General features: G+C 26.7%; 24 protein-coding genes. 22 read left to right on the top strand and 2 right to left on the bottom strand.

The window, feature by feature from the left end; all coding sequences use genetic code 4:
- Positions 1–2 precede the first annotated feature (2 nt).
- The 16 genes from MTABA_RS00320 to pth all read left to right on the top strand — a co-directional run bounded on the left by MTABA_RS00320 (position 3) and on the right by pth (position 18,720).
- Entirely contained in the window at positions 3–1,601 is a 1,599-nt protein-coding gene (locus MTABA_RS00320; protein ID WP_100679237.1) for a prolipoprotein diacylglyceryl transferase family protein, read from the top strand.
- On the top strand, positions 1,585–2,520 hold the full coding sequence (gene trxB, locus MTABA_RS00325) for a thioredoxin-disulfide reductase (protein WP_100679238.1): 936 nt from the start codon (positions 1,585–1,587) through the stop codon (positions 2,518–2,520). The genes MTABA_RS00320 and trxB overlap by 17 nt, the downstream gene beginning before the upstream one ends.
- Before the next feature lie 28 nt (positions 2,521–2,548).
- The gene (locus MTABA_RS00330; protein ID WP_100679239.1) at positions 2,549–3,952 is read left to right on the top strand and encodes a prolipoprotein diacylglyceryl transferase family protein; all 1,404 of its coding nucleotides are present in this window, start codon (positions 2,549–2,551) and stop codon (positions 3,950–3,952) included.
- 22 nt (positions 3,953–3,974) lie between these two features.
- Positions 3,975–4,928, top strand: a complete 954-nt coding sequence (whiA, locus tag MTABA_RS00335) for a DNA-binding protein WhiA (protein ID WP_100679240.1) — start codon at positions 3,975–3,977, stop codon at positions 4,926–4,928.
- Between the two features lie 58 nt (positions 4,929–4,986).
- The gene (locus MTABA_RS00340; protein ID WP_100679241.1) at positions 4,987–5,223 is read left to right on the top strand and encodes a helix-turn-helix domain-containing protein; all 237 of its coding nucleotides are present in this window, start codon (positions 4,987–4,989) and stop codon (positions 5,221–5,223) included.
- A 71-nt stretch (positions 5,224–5,294) separates the two neighbouring features.
- Entirely contained in the window at positions 5,295–5,561 is a 267-nt protein-coding gene (gene secG, locus MTABA_RS00345; protein WP_100679242.1) for a preprotein translocase subunit SecG, read from the top strand.
- A gap of 24 nt (positions 5,562–5,585) precedes the next feature.
- Positions 5,586–9,206, top strand: coding sequence for an ABC transporter permease (locus MTABA_RS00350; protein WP_100679243.1), 3,621 nt, complete (start codon positions 5,586–5,588; stop codon positions 9,204–9,206).
- Between the two features lie 8 nt (positions 9,207–9,214).
- On the top strand, positions 9,215–10,561 hold the full coding sequence (locus tag MTABA_RS00355) for a M17 family metallopeptidase (RefSeq protein WP_100679244.1): 1,347 nt from the start codon (positions 9,215–9,217) through the stop codon (positions 10,559–10,561).
- 90 nt (positions 10,562–10,651) lie between these two features.
- A complete protein-coding gene (locus MTABA_RS00360; RefSeq protein WP_100679245.1) occupies positions 10,652–11,995 on the top strand; it encodes a M17 family metallopeptidase in 1,344 nt (447 codons plus the stop codon).
- Positions 11,996–12,049: 54 nt separating this feature from the next.
- Entirely contained in the window at positions 12,050–13,402 is a 1,353-nt protein-coding gene (locus MTABA_RS00365) for a M17 family metallopeptidase (protein ID WP_100679246.1), read from the top strand.
- A 44-nt stretch (positions 13,403–13,446) separates the two neighbouring features.
- Entirely contained in the window at positions 13,447–14,121 is a 675-nt protein-coding gene (locus tag MTABA_RS00370; protein ID WP_100679247.1) for a hypothetical protein, read from the top strand.
- Between the two features lie 206 nt (positions 14,122–14,327).
- Positions 14,328–15,617 carry an adenylosuccinate synthase gene (locus MTABA_RS00375; protein ID WP_100679248.1) on the top strand — a complete coding sequence of 430 codons (1,290 nt, stop codon included), beginning with the start codon at positions 14,328–14,330 and terminating at the stop codon, positions 15,615–15,617.
- 17 nt (positions 15,618–15,634) lie between these two features.
- Positions 15,635–15,748, top strand: a complete 114-nt coding sequence (locus MTABA_RS03950) for an adenylosuccinate synthetase (protein ID WP_244166540.1) — start codon at positions 15,635–15,637, stop codon at positions 15,746–15,748.
- 17 nt (positions 15,749–15,765) lie between these two features.
- A complete protein-coding gene (purB, locus tag MTABA_RS00380; RefSeq protein WP_100679249.1) occupies positions 15,766–17,064 on the top strand; it encodes an adenylosuccinate lyase in 1,299 nt (432 codons plus the stop codon).
- Positions 17,065–17,099: 35 nt separating this feature from the next.
- Entirely contained in the window at positions 17,100–18,143 is a 1,044-nt protein-coding gene (locus MTABA_RS00385) for a ribose-phosphate diphosphokinase (protein ID WP_100679250.1), read from the top strand.
- Between the two features lie 16 nt (positions 18,144–18,159).
- Positions 18,160–18,720: an aminoacyl-tRNA hydrolase gene (gene pth / locus MTABA_RS00390; protein WP_100679251.1), complete on the top strand. Its 561-nt coding sequence runs from the start codon at positions 18,160–18,162 to the stop codon at positions 18,718–18,720.
- 32 nt (positions 18,721–18,752) lie between these two features.
- Here pth and MTABA_RS00395 read toward each other — a convergent pair whose 3' ends face one another.
- Complete coding sequence (locus tag MTABA_RS00395) at positions 18,753–19,496, bottom strand: class I SAM-dependent methyltransferase (RefSeq protein WP_100679252.1); 744 nt, start codon at positions 19,494–19,496, stop codon at positions 18,753–18,755.
- A 310-nt stretch (positions 19,497–19,806) separates the two neighbouring features.
- Here MTABA_RS00395 and MTABA_RS00400 point away from each other — a divergent pair, with 310 nt between their 5' ends.
- Positions 19,807–21,216, top strand: a complete 1,410-nt coding sequence (locus tag MTABA_RS00400; protein WP_100679253.1) for a hypothetical protein — start codon at positions 19,807–19,809, stop codon at positions 21,214–21,216.
- 67 nt (positions 21,217–21,283) lie between these two features.
- On the opposite strand, the gene MTABA_RS00405 is transcribed toward MTABA_RS00400, so the two are convergent.
- On the bottom strand, positions 21,284–21,808 hold the full coding sequence (locus tag MTABA_RS00405) for a hypothetical protein (protein ID WP_100679254.1): 525 nt from the start codon (positions 21,806–21,808) through the stop codon (positions 21,284–21,286).
- A gap of 165 nt (positions 21,809–21,973) precedes the next feature.
- On the opposite strand from MTABA_RS00405, the gene rpsF reads away from it, so the two are divergent.
- The 5 genes from rpsF to dnaB all read left to right on the top strand — a co-directional run bounded on the left by rpsF (position 21,974) and on the right by dnaB (position 25,538).
- A complete protein-coding gene (rpsF, locus tag MTABA_RS00410) occupies positions 21,974–22,831 on the top strand; it encodes a 30S ribosomal protein S6 (RefSeq protein WP_100679255.1) in 858 nt (285 codons plus the stop codon).
- 62 nt (positions 22,832–22,893) lie between these two features.
- Positions 22,894–23,349, top strand: a complete 456-nt coding sequence (locus tag MTABA_RS00415) for a single-stranded DNA-binding protein (RefSeq protein WP_100679256.1) — start codon at positions 22,894–22,896, stop codon at positions 23,347–23,349.
- A gap of 26 nt (positions 23,350–23,375) precedes the next feature.
- Positions 23,376–23,606, top strand: a complete 231-nt coding sequence (gene rpsR / locus MTABA_RS00420) for a 30S ribosomal protein S18 (protein WP_011182979.1) — start codon at positions 23,376–23,378, stop codon at positions 23,604–23,606.
- 140 nt (positions 23,607–23,746) lie between these two features.
- Entirely contained in the window at positions 23,747–24,190 is a 444-nt protein-coding gene (gene rplI, locus MTABA_RS00425) for a 50S ribosomal protein L9 (RefSeq protein ID WP_100679257.1), read from the top strand.
- Position 24,191: 1 nt separating this feature from the next.
- Positions 24,192–25,538, top strand: a complete 1,347-nt coding sequence (gene dnaB / locus MTABA_RS00430; protein ID WP_100679258.1) for a replicative DNA helicase — start codon at positions 24,192–24,194, stop codon at positions 25,536–25,538.
- Positions 25,539–25,546: the final 8 nt, after the last annotated feature.

Here is a 25,546-nt window from a genome sequence, read left to right on the forward strand (position 1 = left end):
ACATGTGAAATCAATACCAAGATTTTTATAAATGAATAAATCATTCAAATAAAACACCTGAAGACATGCGTCTTCTTTTTGGTCTTGTTCCGGCTTATCCTGTATTTATGTTTTTAGGAATATGTTTAGTCATATTAGTAACAGTAATTCAAATGAATAAAAGAAAAATTCCTTTGAGAGAATTGGAAATAGGAATTGTTATTATAGTGCCTATTGGAATAATCGGTGGTACTTTTTTTGGGAAAATATTTTTAAATAATTATCAAAGTTGAACAAACTTTTATAAAGTATTTTTCTTTTGACAACCAGGTATGTCCTTTTTTGGCGCACTAGCATTAGGATCAGCGGCAGGATTTGGTTGGTTTTATAAAAGAAGTAAAACAACTCAAATTTCAATGTGAGTATACTTAGATTTGATATTGGTTAATATACTTTTAGGTCATGCATTAGGTAGATGAGGAAATTTGTACAATCAAGAAATATTAGGTAATCCTGTTAGTTATGAAAGCATTTCATGAATGCCTAGTTTTATTAGAAATAGATTATTTTATTTTCCACCGTTAATCAACTTTACAAATGTTTTAGACGGAAAAAGTTTGTATTCTGACCCAACTTGATGAGTAAGAATTTTTGATTCTAATGGTGTGTTAAATACAGCTTATACAGATAATTTTAACTACAATGGACAGTCATTAACTGATATTATGAATAGTCAAATACAATATAGATCTCCATTATTTTTAATTGAAGGATTAGGTAATATTGTTTTATGATTGTTAATAACATTTGGTGTTAGAAATATTAACAGATATGCAAACAAAAAAAATAATCCTTGAGTAATTACACCAGAAGCTTATCCTTGCTTATGAAATTCAAAATTTAAATCAATTTCTGAAAGTCAATTAAAAGATTGATACACATTAGCACCGGTTAAATATAAAAGAGTTAAAATAGTAAATGAAACTGGTGAAACTTTTGAACTGACAATGAGTTTAAAGAGTGTTTGAAATAAAGCTTATTATTGAGTTGAACCTGACTATGAAGCTAACAAAAAAATGTATACTCAAATTGAAGAATGGAAAAACGATTTGTACACCGCAACTTTAAAATATCAAAATGATAAAAAACAGTTAAAAATAAAATTAGAAAAAATGAAATCTGAATTTAATAAAAAATACAAGTTTACAAAGCAAAACTTACAAAAACAATTAATTATTGAATATAAAAATAATGTGGCCTTAGAAAAACAAAGAGTTAAAGAAAAACAAATCGAGTTTAATAATAAATTTACATTTGGTCAAAGACATTTAGGTATTAATCCATATGGAAGAGAACTTGAAAAAGCCAATAATCCTAATGGATTTATAGTACCAAGATCTGGTGTATCTGCTGGTTGTTATATACTAGGTTATGGTATACTTAGAACAATATTAGAAACTCAAAGACAAGCAACAGAATATATGATTCCTAATCATGCTATTGCAAACTTTATAGTCTTAAGTTTAATAATATTTACAGGAATTTTTATAATTGTTATGGTGCAATTTATAGTTCCATATAAATGAAGGGAAATTGGGTGGTTGTATGAAAAAACATACTAATGAAAACTTAAAAGATATTTTAATTATTGGTGGAGGCCCTGCTGGATTAACTGCTGGAGTTTATGCAGCAAGAGCTGGAATGAAAACTATGATTTTAGAAAAAGAAGCACCTGGTGGAAAAATGGTTAAAACTGATACAATTGAGAATTATCCTGGTTTTGATAGCATTAAAGGCCCAGACTTAGCTTTAAAAATGTATATGCAAGTAATTAACCTTGGTGCTGAATTTGTCTATGATGAAGTTATTGAAATTGTAAAACACAAAGAAACTTTTATAGTAACTACCAGAAATGGTCAAACAATTGAATCTTTAAGTGTAATTGTAGCAACAGGAACATTAGAAAATAAATTAGGTATACCTGGTGAAGATCAACTATATGGAAAAGGTGTTAGTTATTGTGCAGTTTGTGATGGTGCTTTCCATAAAGGAAATCCAGTTGCAATTGTAGGTGGTGGTTATTCAGCAGTTGAAGAAGGAATTTATTTAAGTAAGTTTGTAAGCAAGTTATATGTTGTTGTAAGAAAAGACCACTTTAGAGTAGACGCAGTTACTTTATCTAAATTAGAACAACTTGATAATGTTGAATTTGTAATGAATTCTATAGTAAAAAAAGTAAATGGAACTGATAAAGTAGAATCAGTTGAAATTGAAAATCTTGTTTCAAAAGAAATCAAAACAGTGCCTGTAACGGGTTTATTCCCTTATATAGGAGCAACACCAGTAACTCAATTCTTAGAAAATCTTAATTTAAATAAAAGCGAAGGTTATTTAAAAGGTGATGCTAAATTGAAATCAAATATTAAGGGTTTATTTATTGCTGGAGATGTTAGAGAAGTGCCATTAAGACAAATTGCTATTGCTGCAGGAGATGGAGCATTAGCAGGTCAAATGGCTGTTAACTATGTACAAGAATTATAATTTAATTTAAAAGAAAGGTAAGAACTATATGAAACTAAAAGAATTTAAAATTAATAAAATTCACTTTAATTTTAAACATGATAAATTAAAATGAATTTCAATAGGATTATGGGCATCGCTTTTTATTGTTGTTATAGTTCTTTTTTCAGTTTTCTGAGCTACCAAAAATGTTAATTGAACTCAAGGAGATAGTTTTTCTGAGCCGATACATTGAGGCGGAATTGATTCATCATATGGAGGAATAGCAATATATCCAATGGCTATGACGCTTGGTATGATTGTAGCGATATTATTTACCTTGTATAAATTTTGAAAAAAAAATTTAAATGTAACTGAACTTTCTATAGGTATAGCAATTTGTATACCTATTTCACTTATGGGAGCAAGTTTTTTTGGTAAATTAAATGCCGATGCACCAGGAGTTAATGCTAATGGTGTTGGTTTTTGAGGACTTTTTGCTTTTTGAAATGCAGGCATGGCAATTCATGGTGGTGTGTATGGTGGATTGCTAGCTGGAGTTATTCTTTTTTATTTTGTTGGTAAAAGATCAAAAACATCTATGTTAGTTTATGCTGATGCTATAGTGCCAAACATTCTTTTAGGACAAGCAATCGGTAGATGAGGAAATTTCTTTAATCATGAAGTTATGGGTGCACCAGTTGGTGTAGTTGCTTATGCGGATGCTCCTGATAAGTGAGGAACAATAAATGATGTTAATTGAGGTGCAGTTCAATCTCATTATAAATTTTTACCAAATTGAATTTCTAGAAATTTAATGGTTGAAGCAAAAACCGATGGTTTTCTTTCTAATGGGGTTCATTTTGAAAAAGGCGATTTAGTTCAACTATCACCAATTTTTCTTTACGAATCTTTAAGTTTGCTAGCAGCTTGAGTAATAATAACTTTCATTATTCCTAATATAACTAAATGAATAAGCAAAAAACCTTGAAAAGTTGAGACAAATAAATATAACTACAGTCTATCATTTTCTATTAAACAATGATTCATGCCTTGAAAAAAATCAACTGATGAAATTCAATCAGCAAGAGATATTTGAAATTTAGCATATTTTAGAAACATTGATGAAGATGCAAAACAAGAATATTTAAAAAGCTTAGAATTTAATAGAAGTAAATACTTAAAGCCAAAAGAAATTAATAAAGCAAATAAATTAAATGATTTTATATCAACAAAAGCTGGAGTTGAATGTTTTGCTTATTTCTTTGCTTGAAATTTTGTAAGATTTTTCTTAGAACTGAGTCGACCTGATGATCATTTATTTGTTATGTATGATAAACCTCTATCATTATCTTTAATATTAATATCAGCTTTTATAGGTCTAATAGGAATGATTGCATCGCAATATTGATTACCAATTTTATTTAGAAAAAATGGTTATTTATACGAAAAAGAATATTTTTCATTAAATTAATTATTAAGGAGGGAGTGAAATTATGTCGTTTGCATTAACAGTTAAAGAAGAAGTAATTTCACATATTTTTGATGATGACCTAGGAAAAGCTTTTTTATCAGGTTTTATTAAATATAACGGAGATTTTATTTGAGGTTCAGGGAGCGAAAAATTAAAATTAACATCAATTAGCAATAAGATAGCTAGAAGTATTTTTGGTCTTTGTAAAAAAATGTTTGATGGGCATATTGAAATTTCAGTTTCTCAAACACAAACTTTAAAACAAAATAAAACATTTCAAATAACATTAATAGGTAAAATATCTGAATTTTTAAAATCTTTAAATATTTGGGATCTAAATGATATTAAAATTATTGAGTTTAAACCTTTAAAACAACAAAAGAATAAGGAAGAATTAACAAAGTTAAAGCGTGCTTATATGGCAGGTGTATTTGTTGCAGTTGGATCCGTTAATTCTCCTGAAACCACTAATTATCATCTTGAATTACAATTTAAAGAAGAAGAGTCAAGTTTGTATATTATAGAATTAATGAATAAGTATGGCTTTGATTTTAAAACATTAAAAAGAAATGAAAAGTTATTTATTTGCTATATAAAAAAAGCAATTATGGTTTCAGATTTTTTAAAGTTTATTGATGCGTATCAAGCTGTTATGAACTTTGAAAATGAAAGAATTATGAGAGACGTTTCTAATAATGTAAATAGAGTAAACAACATTGATATTTCTAATGAAAAGAAGACGTTATCAGCGGGTTTGAAACAAATTGATCAAATAAGTAAAATTCAAGCCAATTTAGCAACTAAACGACTTTCTGAAAAAGCAGCATACCTTTGTGATCTTAGAATTCAAAATCCAAATGCATCCTACGCTGAGCTTACAGAATTAATGAATGAAAATGGATATGAAATAACAAAATCAGGAGTAAGTAACTTATTTAAGATAATCGAAAAATTAAGTTTAGAATTTAAAAATTAGTATTGGACAAAACTGCTTTTTTAATGTTTAATTAAGATAGGAAAAAGGCGGAAGGAAAATGAAAAAATATGAAAGCGAAAATGAGCTTCTTTTGATAGTGGCATTAAATTTAAAAAAAATTAGACTAAGAAAAAAACTAAGTCAAGAAGAGCTTGGATTTAGATGTGGTATTTCAAAAAATTATATTTCTGATTTTGAAAGAGGTCAAAGGAATATCACAATTAAAGTTTTTCAAAAAATAGTTGAAGGATTAGAAATTGAACCAGAAGAACTATTAAAAACCCACTCTAAATAGTGGGTTTTATAGTATTGGAATATAAAATGTAGTATTATTAAATATAATAAAAACAAAAAGGAGATTAATTCATGAGTTCAACAACAGCACAAATAATTATTTTAGTAATAGAAATTGTAGCTATGATTGCTTCAATCATTATGATTCTAATTGGTATATTTCAAAATAAAAATTCTCAAAGTGGTTTAAGTGCATTAAATGGTGGGAACGATGAATTATTCTCAAACTCAAAAGAACGTGGATTGGACAAAACATTATCAACATGAATGATGTCACTAGGGATTATATTTTTTGTAGTTGCATTAGCTGCGTGTATATTAACAAACATTTATCTTTAATAAATATTTTTAGAAGGAGTCAAAATGAAACTTCGATTAATTCTTAAGCAATCATGAAAAGATTATAAGAACAAAAGTATTCTTTACTTTGTTTTCATAATCTTTTTAACAATTATATTAGGAGTAGTCATAGGTATCTTATCATTTATAAGTTACTCAAGACTTAACATTAGCGATGCTCATGCGACTAGATATGCTGGTCAAATTTATTTAAATAATGGTGTTGTTAGTGAAAAATATGATGGTATAAAGCCTTTAGAAAAAAGAGCAGTTTATGATAAGAATGGAAAATTAAAAGAATATATAATAAACAATATTCAAGAAGAAACTAAAAACGATCTAAAATCAGACATTAATAGTATTGTTAATATATACATTGATTTTTTAGGTCAATATTTCAATGGGGATCTTAAAGAGTTTAAAAATAATACAAATCAATCATTAAATCAAGAAGAACTTGAAGCTAAAATGAATATAATTTTAAACGGTTATAAAAATATTAATATTGACAACAAAGATTTAATTAATTTTTGTATACAAATAAATAAAGATCTTTATAAAAATCTCCCACTTGTTTCAAGTCAGTTAATGTTAATTTATTTTTATGATAATTTTAAAAATGATTTTGATCTTTGATCTCATCCTATTAAATGAGATATTAAAGATGATAACAATAATTATATTACAACTAGCTTAGCCCCTAGTTATATAGACAATTACGAAACGTTTGAGAAGTTTAATGAACATCCTGAATTTCATTCAAATAAAGCATCTAATTTTAAAATTTATAATGAGATTAAAACTGAAAGTTTAAGTCCTGAAGAAAAAAAGATGGTTTATGAAGGAAAATTTATTTATGTAAATCCAAGATATCTTGAAGTTAATAATTATGAACTAGGTGATAAAATAAATATATTTATTGATGATATATCATATTCAATGTTAATAAAAGGTACGATAATGACGCCTTTAACTACTACAATGAATTCAAATCAAGGTAGATTTGTAATCTCGCCTGAAGCTTATTATAATTTGTTTGGTAAAAAAGGTTTAAATTATGAAAATAAAAAAGATTTGCGTTTAGATAACCAAAGAATTCTTTTTACTCAAAAATATAATAGTACAAAAAAATCAAACTTGGAAATCATTAATAGAATGAACGAAGATTTTCAATTTTCAGCTGAATATGATAATGAAGGTCTGCTATTACAAAATAAACTAAATACAATCTGAACAGATTCTCTTAAAGATGATACATATTTTATAACTATTAACTTGTTAAATAAAATTATGTATGTAATCATATTTGGATTATTGGTTATTATTTTTGTTGTATTTTATTTTATGTGTGAAAACTTTTTAAGATTACAAAGAGATGATTTTTATAATCTTAAAGCAATGGGAAATAACAATTTTGTTCTTACATTGTTAGCATCTTTTTCTGCTGTTATACCAATTGCTGTATCACTTATTTTTTCACTTTTTATTTCTGTTCCAATAAGTAATATGTTTGCTAATTCAGTTTCAAGTTCATATTCGTTTACTTGACCTCCAATTCTTTTTACGTGAAATTTAGTTATATATGTAATTGCAATAATATCAATTATATTTAGTATATTTATGTTTAATAACTTTATTGTTTTAAGTGGTAAAAAATCAAAGATTAGTAAATTTAAAGAAACAAAAAAACCTTCCAAATTTATTATTAATACTAAAAAAATGCTCACCCCGTTACCCAGCAGGACAAGAATAGGTTTCTCTTTTGCATTATCAAATATAGCAAAAAATATTTATTGCTTAATAATTTTATCCTTAGCATTTACAGTTATTTTATTCACTTTTCAATTTAATGTTTCTGTTAATAACTCAGCTAGTTCAATGATCAGTTTTGCTTATCCAGATATTTCTATAAAATATCAAAGTAACTATTGGGACTTTCAATCTATTTATGAAAAAGAAACTGATTCTAATGATGTTATTAAAAAATATAAATATTCTTCTGAACAAATAAATAGTTATGAAGAATTAGAAAAATATATAAAAGTAACCAATTCTGAATCTTTTATTGAAATGCTTGTTGACACGTCTTTTGATATTCAAAGTTTTAATAATTATAATAAAGAAAAAAATGATATTTCAAATTACATAATTACTGGCGACTTTATTTTTTGACTAGCAAATTCAATTCCAAATCAAGAAAGTTTATCTTTAATAATTAATAATTTAGTTATTCCTAAAATATTAGCTAACACCGCAATTTCAGAAACTGATAAAGAAAAAGCAATTAATTGATTAAAAGACCAAAATAACCAAGATTTAATTTGAGAATATTATAAATTATTTAAAGATAAAGTTAATAGCATGAAAAGTGATCTTGATAAATTAGAATTAAATGAAACTAGTAAATTTCCTGTAAATGTATTATTTGGGAAAACAGTTGTAATACCGTCTAAAAAAAGTTATTGAAGCTCAGGTGTTTCTTTTTCAAATATTTCTGATGGAAATGAGTGGGGAAGTGCAACGTCTGTTTCTGCAAGTAGAAGACAAAAGCAAGACTCATTTGGGACAGAAACAGAACTATTTTCATCTTCAGAATATAAGTCTACAATTACTAAAGTAAAAATGGAAAATGGTGTAGATGCACCAGCACTAAAAGTTGAGGTTGCAAAACCCTTAGCTGATAGATATAGAATGCGTGTTGGAGATTCTATGCTGATGAGTGTTAATTCTTTAAAAACAAATGAAATATCTGAAGTTAGAATTCCTATTTCAATAGCCGCTATAAAAACTAATGATTTACTGACACAAAATATTTATTTTGAAAAAACAGATTATTTTGAAGTTTTAAAGGAAACAATTCAAAATAGAGCAGTACCACTAAAAGACTTTGATCCTGCTTGAACAAGTTATATGAAATTGATTGATGAAATAATTGAGAAATCAAATTCAGTTTATAATAATGAAAGTTTTATTCTTAACAATGCGCAGTTTTCAACAGAAGACATACCAGTTAACTTAAAATATTTAACTTTACCTAAAATTTCTAATTTAGTTGTTAAAGATAATTTATTACCAGTAAAAACGGACTTAGAAAATGAAAATAGAACCGATTTACTTAGTTATTGAGATAAAATTGAATCACCGAGTGAATTTTGAAATTCTAAAAATGGAAAATACATAAACTCATTATCATCTGATTTATGAAATTATAGATTAATTAAAGAAGCTATTTTACTAAAGGCTAAACCATTTCAAAATATAATGAGAATTTTAGATCAAGTGCTTGTTGGTATGGTGCTAGCAATTTCTTTAGTTTTAATTTCTCTTATTTTATTAGAAAATAAAAATACAATAGTTTTATTTAAATCATTAGGTTATAAGACAAGAGAAATTAATAAATACCTTGTTACAGGTTATTTATTGGCAGCCACATGAGCAATAATTATTGCTTTAATATTAAATAAATATATTATTGCTTATTTATCACCAATAGTTTATCAATCTGTTGGGATTTCATTGATATATGTGTTAAGTTATTCTTATATATTGTATGGTGTGATTTTAACTACAACTTTTATATTCTTAATATTAAGCTCAATAAAAATATATACAAAAAGACAAAATCCAAAAGATGTGATTAAATAAGGAGAATTATGATAAAAATAAACGAGACTAAAAGGTCTATTAAATTGATTGGAGTTAAAGATAACTCGAAAAATAAACTTATAAAAGACAAAGTAGGAACACCAACTTTAATTTCTGAAGATAAAACTATTTATTTAGTTATTAAAAATGATGAGGAAGGATTTATTGAACAAATAAAAAATGGTATTAAGTCGGTTATTTTAAATTACGAATTTGATATTGATGTTGATGTTGATTCATTTGAATCTATTTGTAAAAATACAAAAAAAGAAGATATTATTAAAACTATTTATGAAACAATTTCTTTTGAAACTCATAAAGGTTTATCAATTGAAAAAAGTGAAAAAGAAATAAATTATAATTTATTTTTTAAAGGTGATTTTGAAAATCTAATAACTGAATTGAAAATTGTTTGTGAGTATATTAACTATGCTAGAGACTTACAAGACACGCCTCCAAATATTGGAACTAGTGAATACTATGCTGAAAAATTATTTAATGATGCAAAAGGAATCAAAGGATTGAAAGTTACTGTTTTAGGTAGAAAAGAAGCAACTAAGTTAAACATGGGATTATTCTTAGGTGTTAATGCCGGATCAGCTCATGAACCTAGAATTGTAGTGATGGAATATTGCACAGATGATTCCAAGCCTAAAACTGGATTAGTTGGTAAAGGTATTTGCTTTGATTCTGGTGGATATAATTTAAAACCTTCAAACTATATGGAAGGAATGAAATTCGATATGTCAGGAGCTGCTGTTATCTTATCTGCAACTATGGCATTAGCAAAAGCAAACGCAAAAGCTAATATTGTTGCAGTTGGTATGTTCACTGATAATAAAATTGGACAAAATGCAACTTTACCTGATTCAGTTATCGAATCAATGAGCGGTAAAAAGGTATTAATTTTTGACACTGATGCTGAAGGAAGATTAGTTTTAGCTGATGGTATTAGTTATGTTGTTAAAGAAAAAAAAGTAGATCAAATTATTGATGCTTCAACTTTAACAGGAACAGTTTTATTTGCTTTAGGGCATAATGCAACAGGAGCATTTTCTCATTCAGAAGAAATGATAAAAGATTTAAATAAAGCTTCTGAAAAATCAGGAGAAAGATTTTGAAGATTACCTATTTTTAAAGAACATTTAAAACAAGTAAAAAAAGATGCAGCTCCTTTAGCAGATCTAACGAATGCATGTAAAGTAAGATATGAAGACTGCTCATATGCTGCAGCATTCTTAAATGAATTTGCTGAAAATAAACCTTTCTTACATTTAGATATTGCTGGTACAGCTGATAAAGATAATAAAGGACAGGGTGTTTTAATTAAAACATTATTTGAATTCTTGAAATAAAGTGGAATTCCACTTTTTCTTTTATTAACCACTTATTGTTTAACTCATTAAGTGCTATAATTTTTTTAAATAGAAAGATGGTATATATTTATGATTACATTAAACAAACAAAATCACGATATTAAATTAGTTGCAGTTGGTGACAATAAAACTAATGAATTTATCAAAGACAGTGCGGGAGCAGTTACATTTATTTCAGAAGATAAAACAATTTATTTAGTTATTAAGCAAAAAGGATGTAGAGTAAAACAAATTAAAGCAGGAATAAAATCAGCTTTAGCAAACTACAAAAATAACTTGAATGTTGATTTAGATTCATTTATTAATCAATTGGGAGAAGAAAACAAAGATTTAGTTTTTAATACAGTTTATGAAACACTTTCTTTTTGATCACATGATGTTATTTCATACAAAAAAGATTCAAAACCAACTAAAACTGAGTTTAACATTGAAACATCAAAAGATTTTTCTGAATTAGAATCTGCTGCAGTTATTAAAACAGAATTTGTTAACTATGCTAGAGATTTACAAGATACACCTCCAAATATTGGAACTAGTGAATATTATGCAGAGAAAATATCAAAAGATGCAGAAAAAATTGAAGGATTAAAAGTTACTGTTTTAGGTAGAAAAGAAGCTGAAAAACTTGGAATGGGATTATTCTTAGGTGTTAATGCTGGATCAGCGCATGAACCAAGAATTGTTGTAATGGAGTATTGTGGAGATTCTACTAAACCTAAAACTGGATTAGTTGGAAAAGGGATTTGTTTTGATTCTGGGGGATATAACTTGAAACCTTCAGCATCAATGCAAGGAATGAAATTTGATATGTCAGGGGCAGCAATTATGTTATCAGCAACTATGGCATTAGCAAAAGCAAAAGCAAAAGCAAATATAGTTGCAGTAGCAATGTTTACTGATAACAAAATTGGACAAAATGCAACTTTACCAGAATCAGTTTTAACTTCAATGAACGGTTTAACTGTTGAAATTAATAACACTGATGCTGAAGGAAGATTAGTTTTAGCTGACGGAATGACATACGCTATTAGAGAAAAAGGTGTAGACCAAATTATTGAAGCTTCAACTTTAACTGGAGCATTAGTAATCGCTTTAGGAAGTTCAGCTATTGGTGTATTTACTCATCAAGATGAATTATGAAATACTTTCGAAACAGCTTCATTCCAAACTAGAGAAAGAATGTGAAGATTACCAATCTTTGAAGAACATTTAGAAAGAGTTAAATCTGGAGCAGTTTTAGGTGATTTATCAAATGCTGTTAAAGGATACGAAGGAAGTTCAACAGCTGCAGCATTCTTAAATGAATTTGCTGAAGAAAAACCGTTTATTCACTTTGATATTGCTGGAACAGCTGATATTGATGGACGTGGACAAGGTGTTTTAGTTAAAACATTATTTGAAGTTTTAAAATAGCAAAAATTAATCATAAGTATAAGCTTATGATTTTTTTGAATAGAAAGAGATTATATGATAACAATAAATAATAAAAATTTAGAATATAAAATAGTCGGTGTTTCAAATAATGAGATTAATAAAAACATATGTACTAAACCAGGATCAGTAACTTTCATTAGTGAAACTAAAACTTATTATTTAGTAATAAAAAAAGATTTAATGTCATCGTTAAGACAATTAAAATTAGGGTTGTCCAGTTTTGTAAAAAATATTAAAGGTGATACTAATATAGACTTTCAAAGTATTGTCGAATTACTTGAAGGTGTAAAAAAAGAAATAGTGTTTAATGTAATTTGTGATGTTGTATTATTTGAAACACACAATTTTATAAGCTATAAAAAAGATTTAAAACATAAGGATTATAAAATTAATATAGAATGTTCTAATAATATGTCAGCTTTATTGAAAGAAAACATATTAAAAAATAAATATGTAAACTATGCTAGAGATTTACAAGATTTTCCTCCTAACATAGGAACAAGTGATTTTTATGGAAATAAACTCTTAAACGATGCTTCAAAAATTGAGGGTTTAGAAGTTAGTATCCTAAAAAATAAAAAATTAAGAGAATTAGATATGAATCTTGTTTTAGCTGTTAATCAAGGTTCTAATCATGAAGCTAATGTTGTTGTAATGGAATATAATAATAATCCGAATGATAAAAAAATTGCACTTGTAGGAAAAGGAATTTGCTTTGATACAGGTGGATATGATTTAAAACCTTCAGCGTTTATAGAAGGTATGAAATTTGATATGACAGGAGCAGCAATTGTTATGTCAATAGCAATGGCACTAGCAGAAGCAAAGGCAAAAATTAATTTTGTTGCAGTTGGTTTATTTACAGATAATAAAATTGGACAAAAGGCAGTTTTGCCAGAATCAATAATAAAGTCAATGAATGGTTTAACTGTTGAAATTAATAATACTGACGCTGAAGGAAGATTAGTTTTAGCTGATGGTATAACATATGCTATTAGAGAAAAACAAGCTGATGTAGTATATGATATAGCGACTTTAACTGGTGCTACAGCAATGGCACTTGGAGAATCCGCATCAGGAGTATTCACAGAATTTGATGAAATGTGAAAGCAGCTACATAAAGCAGCTGCTTACACAACAGAAAGATTTTGAAGATTGCCTATTTTTGATGAACATAAAGAGCAAGTACAAAATGATTCAATTCTTGCTGATTTAACTAATTCTTGTAATAAAGGGCCTGGTGGTTCAACTGCAGCAGCATTCTTAACATTTTTTGCAGAAAATAAAAAATTTCTTCACATTGATTGTTCAAGAGTTGTAAGAGTAGGATTAAAAGGACAAGGATACATTGTTAAAACAATGTTTGAATTGCTAAAAAATAATTAAATAAATTTGATATATAATTTTAATAAGAAAATAGAGGAATAAATATGAAAATTAATACATGAACATTTTACAATGCAAAAGACTTAGTTGATGTACAAATGAATCCACTACTAAATGGAGATATCGTTTTCTTAGTTTTGAGACCTGATATTAACCAACCAAATAGATTATTAGGATTTGGTTTACCAAAGGATAAATCAGCTACTGTTATTGTTGATTTACAAAATAAAGAATTAACTCATGATGATATTTATGCAATTTTTAAAGGAAATTTAGGAATATCTTCATCTATAAACTTAAAACCAATTGAAATTAATGAAACAAACCTTTCTAGTCCTATAAGAGTAGAAAATATTCAAAAGATTATCGAAGTGTACAATGTTTTTTTTAAAACTGAATCAATTCAATTTGATACAGATGACTATTCTACAGAAGAAGATCTTGGTAAAACAGATATTTTTACAGAATTAGATTTTAATAAAATCGCTCTTCCAAATATTTTACAAAGTTTGCAAGCTGGAATGACAGAATATAATAAGCAAATGGAGTTTTTACAAAAAACTGAAATGCCAGATGAAGAAAGAAAAGATAGAATTGTTTCTTTATCAGTATTGCAATCAAACTTAATTTTATTTTTTGACAATGCTTTAAGAAAATTAAATAATGTTGTTGTTGAACAACAAGATGAAATTAAAAAATTAAAGAATGAAAAAAACTAAGAGTATTATAAATAACTATTTTAAAAAGCTTATATTTTATATATAATAAAAAAGTAATTTAAATAATAAAGGAGTTATTGATGAAAGTTCTTATTCAGGTGAAAAAACAAAATAGAACAATATCAAAAATAACTCAAGTAATACAAAAATAACCTCAAAATGTAAAAATACATTAAGGTTATTTTTTTATTTAGAAAAGGATTTTTATGAGAAAAGTAAATTCATTAGTTGTTGTTGGTAGTCAATGGGGAGACGAAGGAAAGGGCAAAATGACTGACTATTTTGCTCAAAAAGCAGATGTAGTTGTTAGATTTGCTGGAGGTGACAATGCAGGTCATGTTATTAATTTTAATGGCCAAAAGCATAAAGTTACAATTATTCCGTCAGGAATATTTAATACCAATGTTACAAGTGTTATTGGTAATGGATGTGTTGTTAATTTAATAAATTTAGTTAAAGAATTAGAGACAATTAAAAATAGCGGTGTTGAATTAGGAAAACTTTTAATTTCAGATAGAGCACAATTAATTCTTCCATACCATATATTGATTGATGGCGCACAAGAAGAAGCTAGAGGCGCTAGAAAAATTGGTACAACTAAAAGAGGGATTGGTCCAACTTATCAAGACAAATCAGCAAGATTAGGAATTAGAATTGCAGATCTTGAAGAAAAAGATTTTAAAGAAACATTTAAAGAAATTTTTGATTATCAAATGATGTTTTTAAATAAAATGTTTAACGTTGAATCAATTAGTTTTGAACAAACTTATTCAGATTTAATGAAAGCATACAATGTAATTAAGAATTCAATTACAGATACAGGTATTTACGTAGAGCAAGCAATCAAAGATGGAAAAAAAGTTTTATTTGAAGGTGCTCAAGGTGCGCTTTTAGATATTGATCATGGAACATATCCATACGTAACAAGTTCAAATACATCAGCTAATAATGCATCTACTGGTACAGGGATATCTCATAAATTAATTAATAACACACTTGGAGTTGTTAAAGCATATTCAACAAGAGTTGGCGCAGGAGCTTTTCCAACAGAACTATTAAATGAAGTCGGAGATGGAATCAGAGAACGCGGTCATGAGTATGGTTCAAATACAAAGAGACCAAGACGTGTTGGTTGATTAGATTTAGTAGCCTTAAAACACGCAATTAGAACATCAGGAATTGACTATTTATTTATAACACTTTTAGATGTATTGTCAGGAGTGGATCAATTGCAAATTTGCGATAAATATATTTTAGAGGGAAAAGAAATTAACTATATCCCTGCAACAAGTTCAAAGCATGAAAAATGTGAAGCAAGTTATATTACAATGCCAGGATGAAATGAAGATATAACTCAAGTTAAAAAATTTGAAGATTTACCAAAAAATGCAAAAAATTATTTAAATAAAATTGCTGAAATTTGTGAAGTTGAAATCACTGGATTTTCTGTAGGCCCAGATAGATTACAAACTGTTATAACAAAAGAAATTATGTAGAAAATTTTAGGTGAAATATGATAAAAAGATACTCTATTAAAAAAATTGAACAAATTTGTGAAGTTGAAATCACTGGATTTTCTGTAGGCCCAGATAGATTACAAACTGTTATAACAAAAGAAATTATGTAGAAAATTTTAGGTGAAATATGATAAAAAGATACTCTATTAAAAAAATTGAACAAATTTGGGATGAAAATAATAAATTAAATGTTTGGTTAGATGTAGAAAAAAAAGTTACTTTTGCTTGAATGAAATTAAATGTCATTTCAGAAGAAGAGTATTTATTAATTAATAACAATGCAAAAATAAATATTGAAAGAATGCTAGAAATAGAAAAAGAAACTCGTCATGATGTTGTGGCTTTCACAAGAGCTATTTCTGAAACATTAGGTGCTGAAAAAAAATGAATACATCTTGGCCTAACTTCTACTGATGTTGTTGATACTGCTCAAAATAAATTAATTCAAGAATCGAATAATATAGTTTTAACTTCACTTGAAAATTTACAGACATCTTTAAAAGAAAAGGCTGTGCTTTATAAAAACACTTTAACAATGGGTAGATCACATGGTATTTATGGAGAACCAACTTCATTAGGGTTAAAATTTTTATTATGATTTGATGAAATTAAAAGACAAATTGAAAGGTTTTCATTAGCGAGAAAGCAAATTGAAGTTGCTAAAATATCAGGTTCAATGGGTAATTATGCTAACCTAGAATTTGAAATTGAAGAAATAGTTGCCAATGAAATGGGTTTAGGAATAGATAATATTTCAACACAAGTTACTCAAAGAGATAGACATGCATTTTTAATTAGTGTTTTTGCAAACATAGCTTCTACTCTTGAAAAAATAGCTACTGAAATAAGACTATTTCAAAGAAGCGAAGTTCAAGAATGACATGAGGGTTTTAAACCTAATCAAAAGGGTTCTAGTTCAATGCCACACAAAAAAAATCCAATAAGTTCAGAAAATATAACAGGACTTTCAAGATACTTAAGATCATTTACAAATACTGCATTTGAAAATAATGTTTTATGACATGAGAGAGACATATCACATAGTTCAAATGAAAGAATAATTTTTAGTGATATATTTAATGTTCTAGTATATACAATAGATAGATTAAAAGATACACTTGATGATTTAGTAATTGATGAAAACAAAATGTTAGAACACATCAATTCACAATTTAATGTTTTTTACAGTCAACCAATTTTAAATTATTTACTTATAAATTGTGATGAATCAAGAGAAGAAATTTATGATTTTATTCAGAAATGCACTTTTGAAACAATGAATAATAAAATTGATTTTAAAGAATCGTTGATTAAAAATAGTATAGAAAAATATATTAATGATATAAGCTTTCTAGATGATATTTTTAATATTAATTATTTTATTAGAAATATTGAAAAGATATATAATAGAACATTAAATGAATAATTTGATATTATAAAGACAAAAGGGGAAAATTTAAAATGCTTTCAAACAAGGAAAATGTACATATATTTGGTTTAACTCAAGGTGTTGAGTTAGCACAAGAAATTTGCAATATATTAGGAGTAAAAAGAAAAGAAGTCAAAACCTTAAAATTTGCTGATGGTGAAATTTTGATTGAATCATTGGACTCAGTAAGGGGAAAAGAGATTTTTGTAATTCAATCTACTTCTACACCTGTTAATGAAAGTATCATGGAATTATTAATTGCTATTGATGCTTTCAAAAGAGGAAGTGCTGAAAAAATTAATGTTGTAATTCCATATTATGGTTATGCAAGACAAGATCGTAAAGCAAAAGGAAGACAACCAATTACTTCAAAATTAGTAGCTGATTTATTAACTAAAGCTGGTGCTGATAGAGTTATGACAATTGATATTCACTCTCCGCAATCAATGGGATTTTTTGATGTACCAATGGATAATTTCTATACAGCTCAAACATTGGCAACTGAAATTATTGACACTATTGAAATAAAAGAATGAGATCCTGCTAACTGTATTTTAGTGTCTCCAGACTATGGTGGAATGACTAGAGTTCATAAAGTTGAATCTTATACAGGCGGAGTAACTAATGGAATTGCTGTTATAGGTAAAAGAAGACCAGAACCAAATAAAGCTGAAGTTGAATTTGTCCTTGGGGATATTAAAGATAAACATTGTTTTATAATTGATGACATGATTGATACAGGTGGAACAATCATTAATGCAGCCAAGGCATTAAAAGAACAAGGTGCTAAAGATGTTCATATTTTTGCATGTCATGGATTATTTAATGGTCCGGCAAAAGAAAGAATGGAAGCAGCAATTAAAGAAAATATTGTTCAAGAAGTTGTAGTTACAAATACAATTCAAATAGCTGATGAAAAAAAATTCAAAGGATTAAAAATTATTTCAGTGGCACCTTTATTAGCAGAAATGATTGATTCATCAATCAGCCATGAATCATTAACTGAAGTTTATAATAATAAGAAACAAATAATTTGAGACAGAGCTCAATGCATTGTTAATAAATTTAAAAAATAATTAAGAGGAATACAAAATGAAATTAATAGTAGGATTAGGAAATTATGGTTCTCAATATGAAAATACAAGACATAATGCTGGTTGAATAGTATTAGACCAACTTATTAAAAGGTATGGCTTTACACAACAAAAAAATGAACATAATTCAGTAATTTTCTTTTCAACTATTAATAATGAAAAAGTGTTATTTGTGAAGCCTCAAACTTATATGAATAATTCAGGAATTGCAATTCAAGCTATCATGCATTATTACAAAATTGATATTGAAGATTTAATTATATTACATGATGAAAAAGATTTCCCTGTTGGTAAAAATCAATTTAAAATGAATGGTTCTGCAGCAGGACATAATGGAATAAAATCAGTAATTCAACATTTAGGAACTCAGAATTTTAATAGATATAGAATTGGAATTGGTGAACCTGAGCAAGGTTGAAAAATAATAGATTGAGTTTTATCAAAATTTCGATCTGAGGAATTGAATAACATTATTTCAACATCAAAAAATATTTCAAACTTTGTTAATGATTGGACTAAAGACGTAACTTTTCAAAATATAATGAATTTATACAACTAAGTGTTGTATTTTTTTATTAAAATGAAAATCTTTTATTTTTCAAAAATAAATGTAACAGTTTTTAAATTTAAATTTTTAATGTTGTTGTAGTTTTTAATCGTTTCAATGTTTTTAAATTTTAATTTTTCTAAAATTAGTTTAAATTCTTCTACCCCGTATCATCATAATGAAAAAGGTTGTATTTCTATTTCAGAATTACTTTTATATTCAAGTTCAGTATAAGTTCTTTGTAGTGCTCAATCGATTGAGATTGCCTTGTTTTTTATTTTTATAATATCATTGTTATCAAGAACAAAATCATACTCGTGTATATTCCCAGGCTTAAAAGAAGTTGGATATATTAGATCTAAATATATTTTTCCATTATCTGTTAAATGATTTTTAAAATTGTTTAAAACATAAACTATATCATCTCTATTTAATAGACAAAAACTGCCGTTCGGCATTATTATTGTTTCAAATTTTATATCTGCTTTAAAATTTATTAAATCTCCCAAAATTAACTGTGATTCCATATTATATTTCTTTAAGTTCCCTTTATAAATAGTTAACATTTCTTTTGAGTTGTCTAATCCAAAAATAGAAATTCCTTTTCTTAAAAGTGGTATTGCAATTCTTCCATTTCCAACTCCAGCTTCAAGAACTAATCCTTCTCTCTTTATTAATTCGTTAGTATAGAATTCTATATCTCCATCAATTGAAGTACCTGGGGGTTTTGATTGGTTATAAACTAAAGAAGAAATATTACCATAATAATTTTTTTTGTTATTTTCCATACTTAATATTATAATTGAATAATTTTTTTATAATTACAGATTGTATATAAAAAATCCTAACTTTACTTATCACATCGTGAATGCATCAATCACTTTCTAAAATTCTATTTCATAAGAAAAAAATTATATAAAGACACATTTCTAAAAAAAGAATATAATTTAAATAAAAAGACCTCCTATTTTAATCTAATTATTTGAACTACTATAGTTTAAAATAATAATTCTATAATTACTTATTACCTTATTTAGATAAGGAGGCAAATAAATAAAATCAATGAGTATAAAAATTTTTAAATAAGAAGGAAAAACAATGAATCATAATTTTGAACTAAAAGATAAGAAAATTTGAATTAGGTTATATTGAATTGCACTAACTATATTAATTGGTTCTTTAATAATAGCGACGTTTTATGATTACCAAATAACTAATTTTTTTGCACAAGGAATGAATAATTATTTTTTAAGACAAATTGTTAATTTTGTAAGTTCAGGTGGTAACTTTGTGATAACTATACCAATAGGAATAATAGCCGCGACAATTTTGGAAACCGTGTACTTTAAATATAAAATAAAAAACAATTTTATTAAATTAACCCCATATGTTTTATTGATCATTGGTTTAATATTTTTTGGTTCACTTTATTGTATTCAAAAAGCTTCTTATACATTTTCAGAAGATATTAAAAACAACACTTTGAATTCTATTTGAATTAAAACACTAACAACATGAAAAGAACCTATAATAATATGCTCTATTTGGATTATTTTAATGACAGCTATTCTTTCTTATGGAACATTCTTTTTTAGAATTAAATTTGCTTCAAGAAATGACATACTTGAAAGTAAATATTGAATTGGGGCGCTTGAAATGCTTACAGTTTTTTTGCTTTCTTATTTTACAGTTTTGGTGTTAAAAATTTTTTTTGCACGGCCTTTTTACTTTTCTGTTGAATATAGAAATTTATTTGGCATGTCTGATTCAAATCAAATTGAACATTTGTTTGATGGACTAACAGTTGAAAACTATACTAATCATCAAGGTGCTAAATTATTAATTGATTTATATTTGCAAACTGAAGGACTAGAATTGAATGATGAGAATTTTAAATTGGCATCAAATTGAATGGCTGAAACATTATGACAAATCCCTTATGGTCCAGCTCCTGAACCTACTTGAAGATGAACTTATTGATTCATACCAAATATTTTTTCAAGAGTTGATTCTCATACAATTAATGATGGAGTTATTTATTGAAGTTCTCAAGCGTTTAATGGTGATTTCCCTTCTGGACATATAGAAGTGCCGCTTTCTATTTTTGGAACATTTTTCATTATAAAAAGAAGTGGTAGTGTTAATTTTAAAAACAAAAAAATAATATTATTTACTATCTTAACTTCAATTATGTTTGTGTTAACTTTTTTCTTTATGATAGTTTACAGATTTCATTGAATTACAGATATGATTTTTACACCAATATTATATTTTTTATTTTTACCCATAGCTTATTTTAAAACAGAAAAGTGAGTTTATGAAATATTCTTTAGATTTAACAAAAATAAAGAGGTGTTAATAAAAAACAATGGTAATATTATTGAATTCAAAATAGCTATGAATAAAGAAGCTGTAGTTTTTAAAACAAAGAAAAAAGGTAAAAAGGCCTTTAAGTATGAGTATAAAATTAAGGCTAAATACCCAAATTTATCGATAAAAAGAATTTAAAATTATTTGAAATAAAAATATATAAAAAACACAGTTCATTAATTCTGTGTTTTTTATATGTATTTCTTTATTTAGTTTTGCTTTTGCCTTTTTTCATTTGATGCTCTAAATAGCTGATTTTCAACATAATTTTGACAACTCATATAACGATTGCTGCACTAACAGAATCACAAACAATTGAAAGCATTGTTGCAACTTCTGAACCAGTGTTAGATTTCATAAAATCAAATAAAAAGAATAAACTAAGAATACTTAATATTAGACCTGCTAAACCAAAAAAGAAACTGTATAAGTCCAATCTATTTGCAAATTTTTCTAATGGTAATATTTTAAGTCCTTTTTCGTATTTTCTTTTTAATATAATTCCACCGTATTTAAAAGCAATAATTGCAGTTGCTGTACTTATTGCATCAAAACAAACTGTTAATACTGTAAATATAAAAGAAGCTTCTGGATCTGCTTCTCCTCAAGTTTTTGAACTTAAACTTAAAAGACTTAACATACCTTGGATAATTCCTATTGTTCCACAAAGAGCACTGATTAGTTCAACTGTTATCAATATTCTTGTTTCAATTTTTATACTTTTTTTCATAAAAAAGATTATACACCTTTTAATTTTTTTTGCATAAAATTATCACTTTATAATGTTAAAGTAGATTTTATCAGATGATTCTTGTATAATATTTTAAGCGAGTTAATGTACACGGGATTAACTCCTTGGCCCAAAGGCCCAAAGACCAAAAGGAGGACATTAAAAATGTTAAGAAAATATGAAGCTATGTTTATCTTAGACCAAGATACACAAGATGTTAACGCTTTATCATCAAGAATGATTGATATCATTTCTAAAGATGGAAAAGTAATTGAAAAAAACGATTTAGGATTAATCGAATTTGCATACAAAATTAACCATAAGAAAAAAGGTCACTATTTTGTAGTTATAGTAGAAGCAACTGCTGAAGCTATTAAAGAATTTGAAAGAATTGCAAACATTGAAAAAAATGTTGTTAGAACTTTAATCATCAACACAGAAAACGAACAAGGTTATGAACAATCAGTTCAGTTATCAAAAACTGATATGACTAAATTTGAAGAAGAAAGAAAAGCAAAAAGAGATTTCAAAAAACCGTTTGTTAAAAAAGACTTTAACAAACCAACTGAAAGAAGAACTTTTGAAAAACCTTTAGAAACAACAACTGAAGTTAAAGAACCAGTTGTTAAAGAAGCTATTAAACCAGTTATTAAAGCGGCTAAAGTTGAAGAAGTTTCTCATGAAGAAGCTCATGACTTTGTTTCAAAAATGGAAGCAAAATATAAAGCTCACTTAGCTGAGGCTGTTGAAGAACATGTTGAAGAAGTTGAAATTAATGAAACAAAAACTACAGTTAAAAAAGAAGCTGCACCAAAAATGTCAGCTGCTGAAAGAGCTAAAGTTGATGGATCACACAATATTGATGAAGAAAGATATGAATTACAAAAATACTCAAATAAATTAAGAAGTGTTGCAATCGAAAAAAACTTACCAAAAAAATTACAAGAAGTTAACTTAAGAGATTTAACTAAAAAAGAACTAATCGAATACATGAGAAAAGTTCGTGCTGCATTAGCTAAATAGTTATATAATCAAAATAAGAAATATATAAAAAGTTCTATGAACTTAAAAAGGAGCAGTAAACTATGAATCAAGTATGTTTGATAGGAAGAATTACAAAAGATATTGAATTAAGAAATACAACTAATGGACAAGGGAAATTTGTTTCATTTACATTAGCTGTTAGTGAATATTCTGGTCAAAAAGAAATCACAAATTTTATTCCTTGTTTTGCTTTTAACAACACTGCTGAAAATATGGCTAGATTTTTATCAAAAGGAAGTCTAATTTCAGTTTCAGGAAGAGTTAATGTTAGATCAACACAAAATGATGGAAAATATGAAACTATTGTAACTATTACTGCCGACCGTGTAAACTTTTTAGAATCTGCTAAAAATAGAGGAACAAATAACTCAATTGAAGCAAATTCAAACATTAATTTAGATTCACCTATTCAAAATAGAAGTTCATCTATTGCATCAAATAACGTGCAAACAGAAGAAATTATATTAAGTGAAGATGAATCAATTTTATGAGATTAATATAAATTAGAAAGGCTACTAAAATTATGGCAATGAAAAAATTCGTTAAAAAAAGAAAAAAAGTTAACTTTTTTGCTAAAAACAAAATTAACTACATCGATTACAAAGATGTTGAATTATTAAAAAAATTCATTTCAGGAAATGGACAAATCTTACCAAGAAGAATTACAGGTACATCTCCAAAGCATCAAAGACAATTGGCTGTTGCAATTAAAAGAGCACGTCAAATGGCTTTATTACCATATGTAATTGACTAATTAAAAATACAACCATCAATATTTGTTTGATGGTTTTTTATTTTAACATGTTTTTTTTAAATGATATTACAATTGAATATGTTAATTAAAACAATGTGATTTATAATATTATTAAGTTTAAATTGACTTAGGAGGTTTATATGAAAGTAATTTTCTTACAAGACGTAAAAGGGCAAGGAAAAAAAGACGAAATAAAAGAAATCAGTGATGGTTTCGCAAGAAATTTTTTAATACCAAAAGGTTTAGTTAAAATTGCTACTGAAGGCAGTGTTAAAACCGTTAAAAATAGAAAAGTTGTAGAACAACAAGAAAAAGATTTAGCTATAGCTGAAACAAAGCAACTTAAATCATTGTTAGAAGAAGTAACATTAAAATTTAAATTACAAATTAATGATGGCAAAGCGTTCCATTCTATTTCAAATCAAGATATTGTTGATCAATTAAAAAATTCATACAAACTTGATTTAGATAAAAGGAAATTTATTAACTTTAAAAACCTTAACCAGATAGGTTTGCACTATATAATTATAAAATTAGGATTTGGTATTGAAGCCAAGCTAAAAGTAGAAATTCAAGGGGTATAAAATGAGCAGAAAAGATATGAGTGAAAATAACTTATATGCAGTTGAAAAAATGGTTTTAGCTATAGCAATGCATTCTCCAAATGCATTACCTGACATTATTACAGGTTTAGTTGCTGATGATTTTTTGGATTCAACACATAAAATAATATTTCAAGGAATAATTGACTTACACTCTGAAAGTAAAGAAGTTACTATCAACTCTGTTGCAAATCAAATTGAAAAAAAAGGACACTTAGAATCAATTGGTGGTGTTCAAAGATTACAAGACATTGCTTTAGATTTCTTTTCAGATGAAGGAATAGAAAACTTTATTGAAGATATTTTTTACGCAAGTTCATCAAGAAAATTTGATGCTGCTTTAAGAAGAGTTCAAAATTTAAGAAGAGAAGAACAAATGGATATTGAATCTTCGATTAATGAAATGCAAAAGGAGCTTTTAAAAATTGATCTTAATGCGCAAAAAAATGATGTTCAAAGTATTCATGCTTCAACAGAATTACTAATTAAAAAAATTCAAGAATTAGAAAAAAGAAGTGAAACTTTAACAGGTATCCCAACTGATTTATTTGAGTTAGATGAAATCACATCAGGACTTCAAGAAGGTGATTTAATCATTTTAGCTGCTCGTCCAAGTATGGGTAAAACTGCATTTGCTTTGAACCTTGCATACAACGCAGCAAGACACAAAAATGGTGTTGCTGTATTTTCACTGGAAATGCCAGCTGAACAACTAACACAAAGAATTATGACAATGGTTTCAAAAATTGATTCAAGAAAATTAAGAACAGGTAAAAACATTTCAAAAGCGGAATGAAGTAATTTACTAGCTTCTAAAGAAATTGTTTCTCAGTTGCCAATTTATATTGATGATACACCTGGAATTACAGTTCAACAAATTCAATCAAAATTATATAAATTAAAAAGAGATCATGATGTAAAATTTTGCGTTGTTGATTATCTTCAACTAATAAGTTCAACAAATAGTACAGTTGATAGACAAAATGAGATTTCAAATATTTCGCGTCAACTAAAAAGAGTTGCAAGAGAGTTAAGAATTCCAATAGTTTGTTTATCTCAATTATCAAGAAGCGTAGAAAAGCGTGAAGATAAAAGACCTATAATGTCTGACTTACGTGATTCAGGGGCTATTGAACAAGATGCTGATATTATTATGTTTTTATATCGTGATGATTATTATAAACATAAAGATGGTAATGAAGAAGAAAATAAAATTGTTGATCAAGTAAGCTCAACTGATTTAATTCTTTCAAAGCATAGAAATGGTGCTACTGGTACTATCAATATATTGTTTGATAAAAGTCATGGTAAGTTCATGGATAAAGGCTAACTAAAATG

The sequence above is a fragment of the Mesoplasma tabanidae genome (assembly GCF_002804025.1).
Classification (GTDB): Bacteria; Bacillota_I; Bacilli_A; order Mycoplasmatales; family Mycoplasmataceae; genus Mesoplasma; species Mesoplasma tabanidae.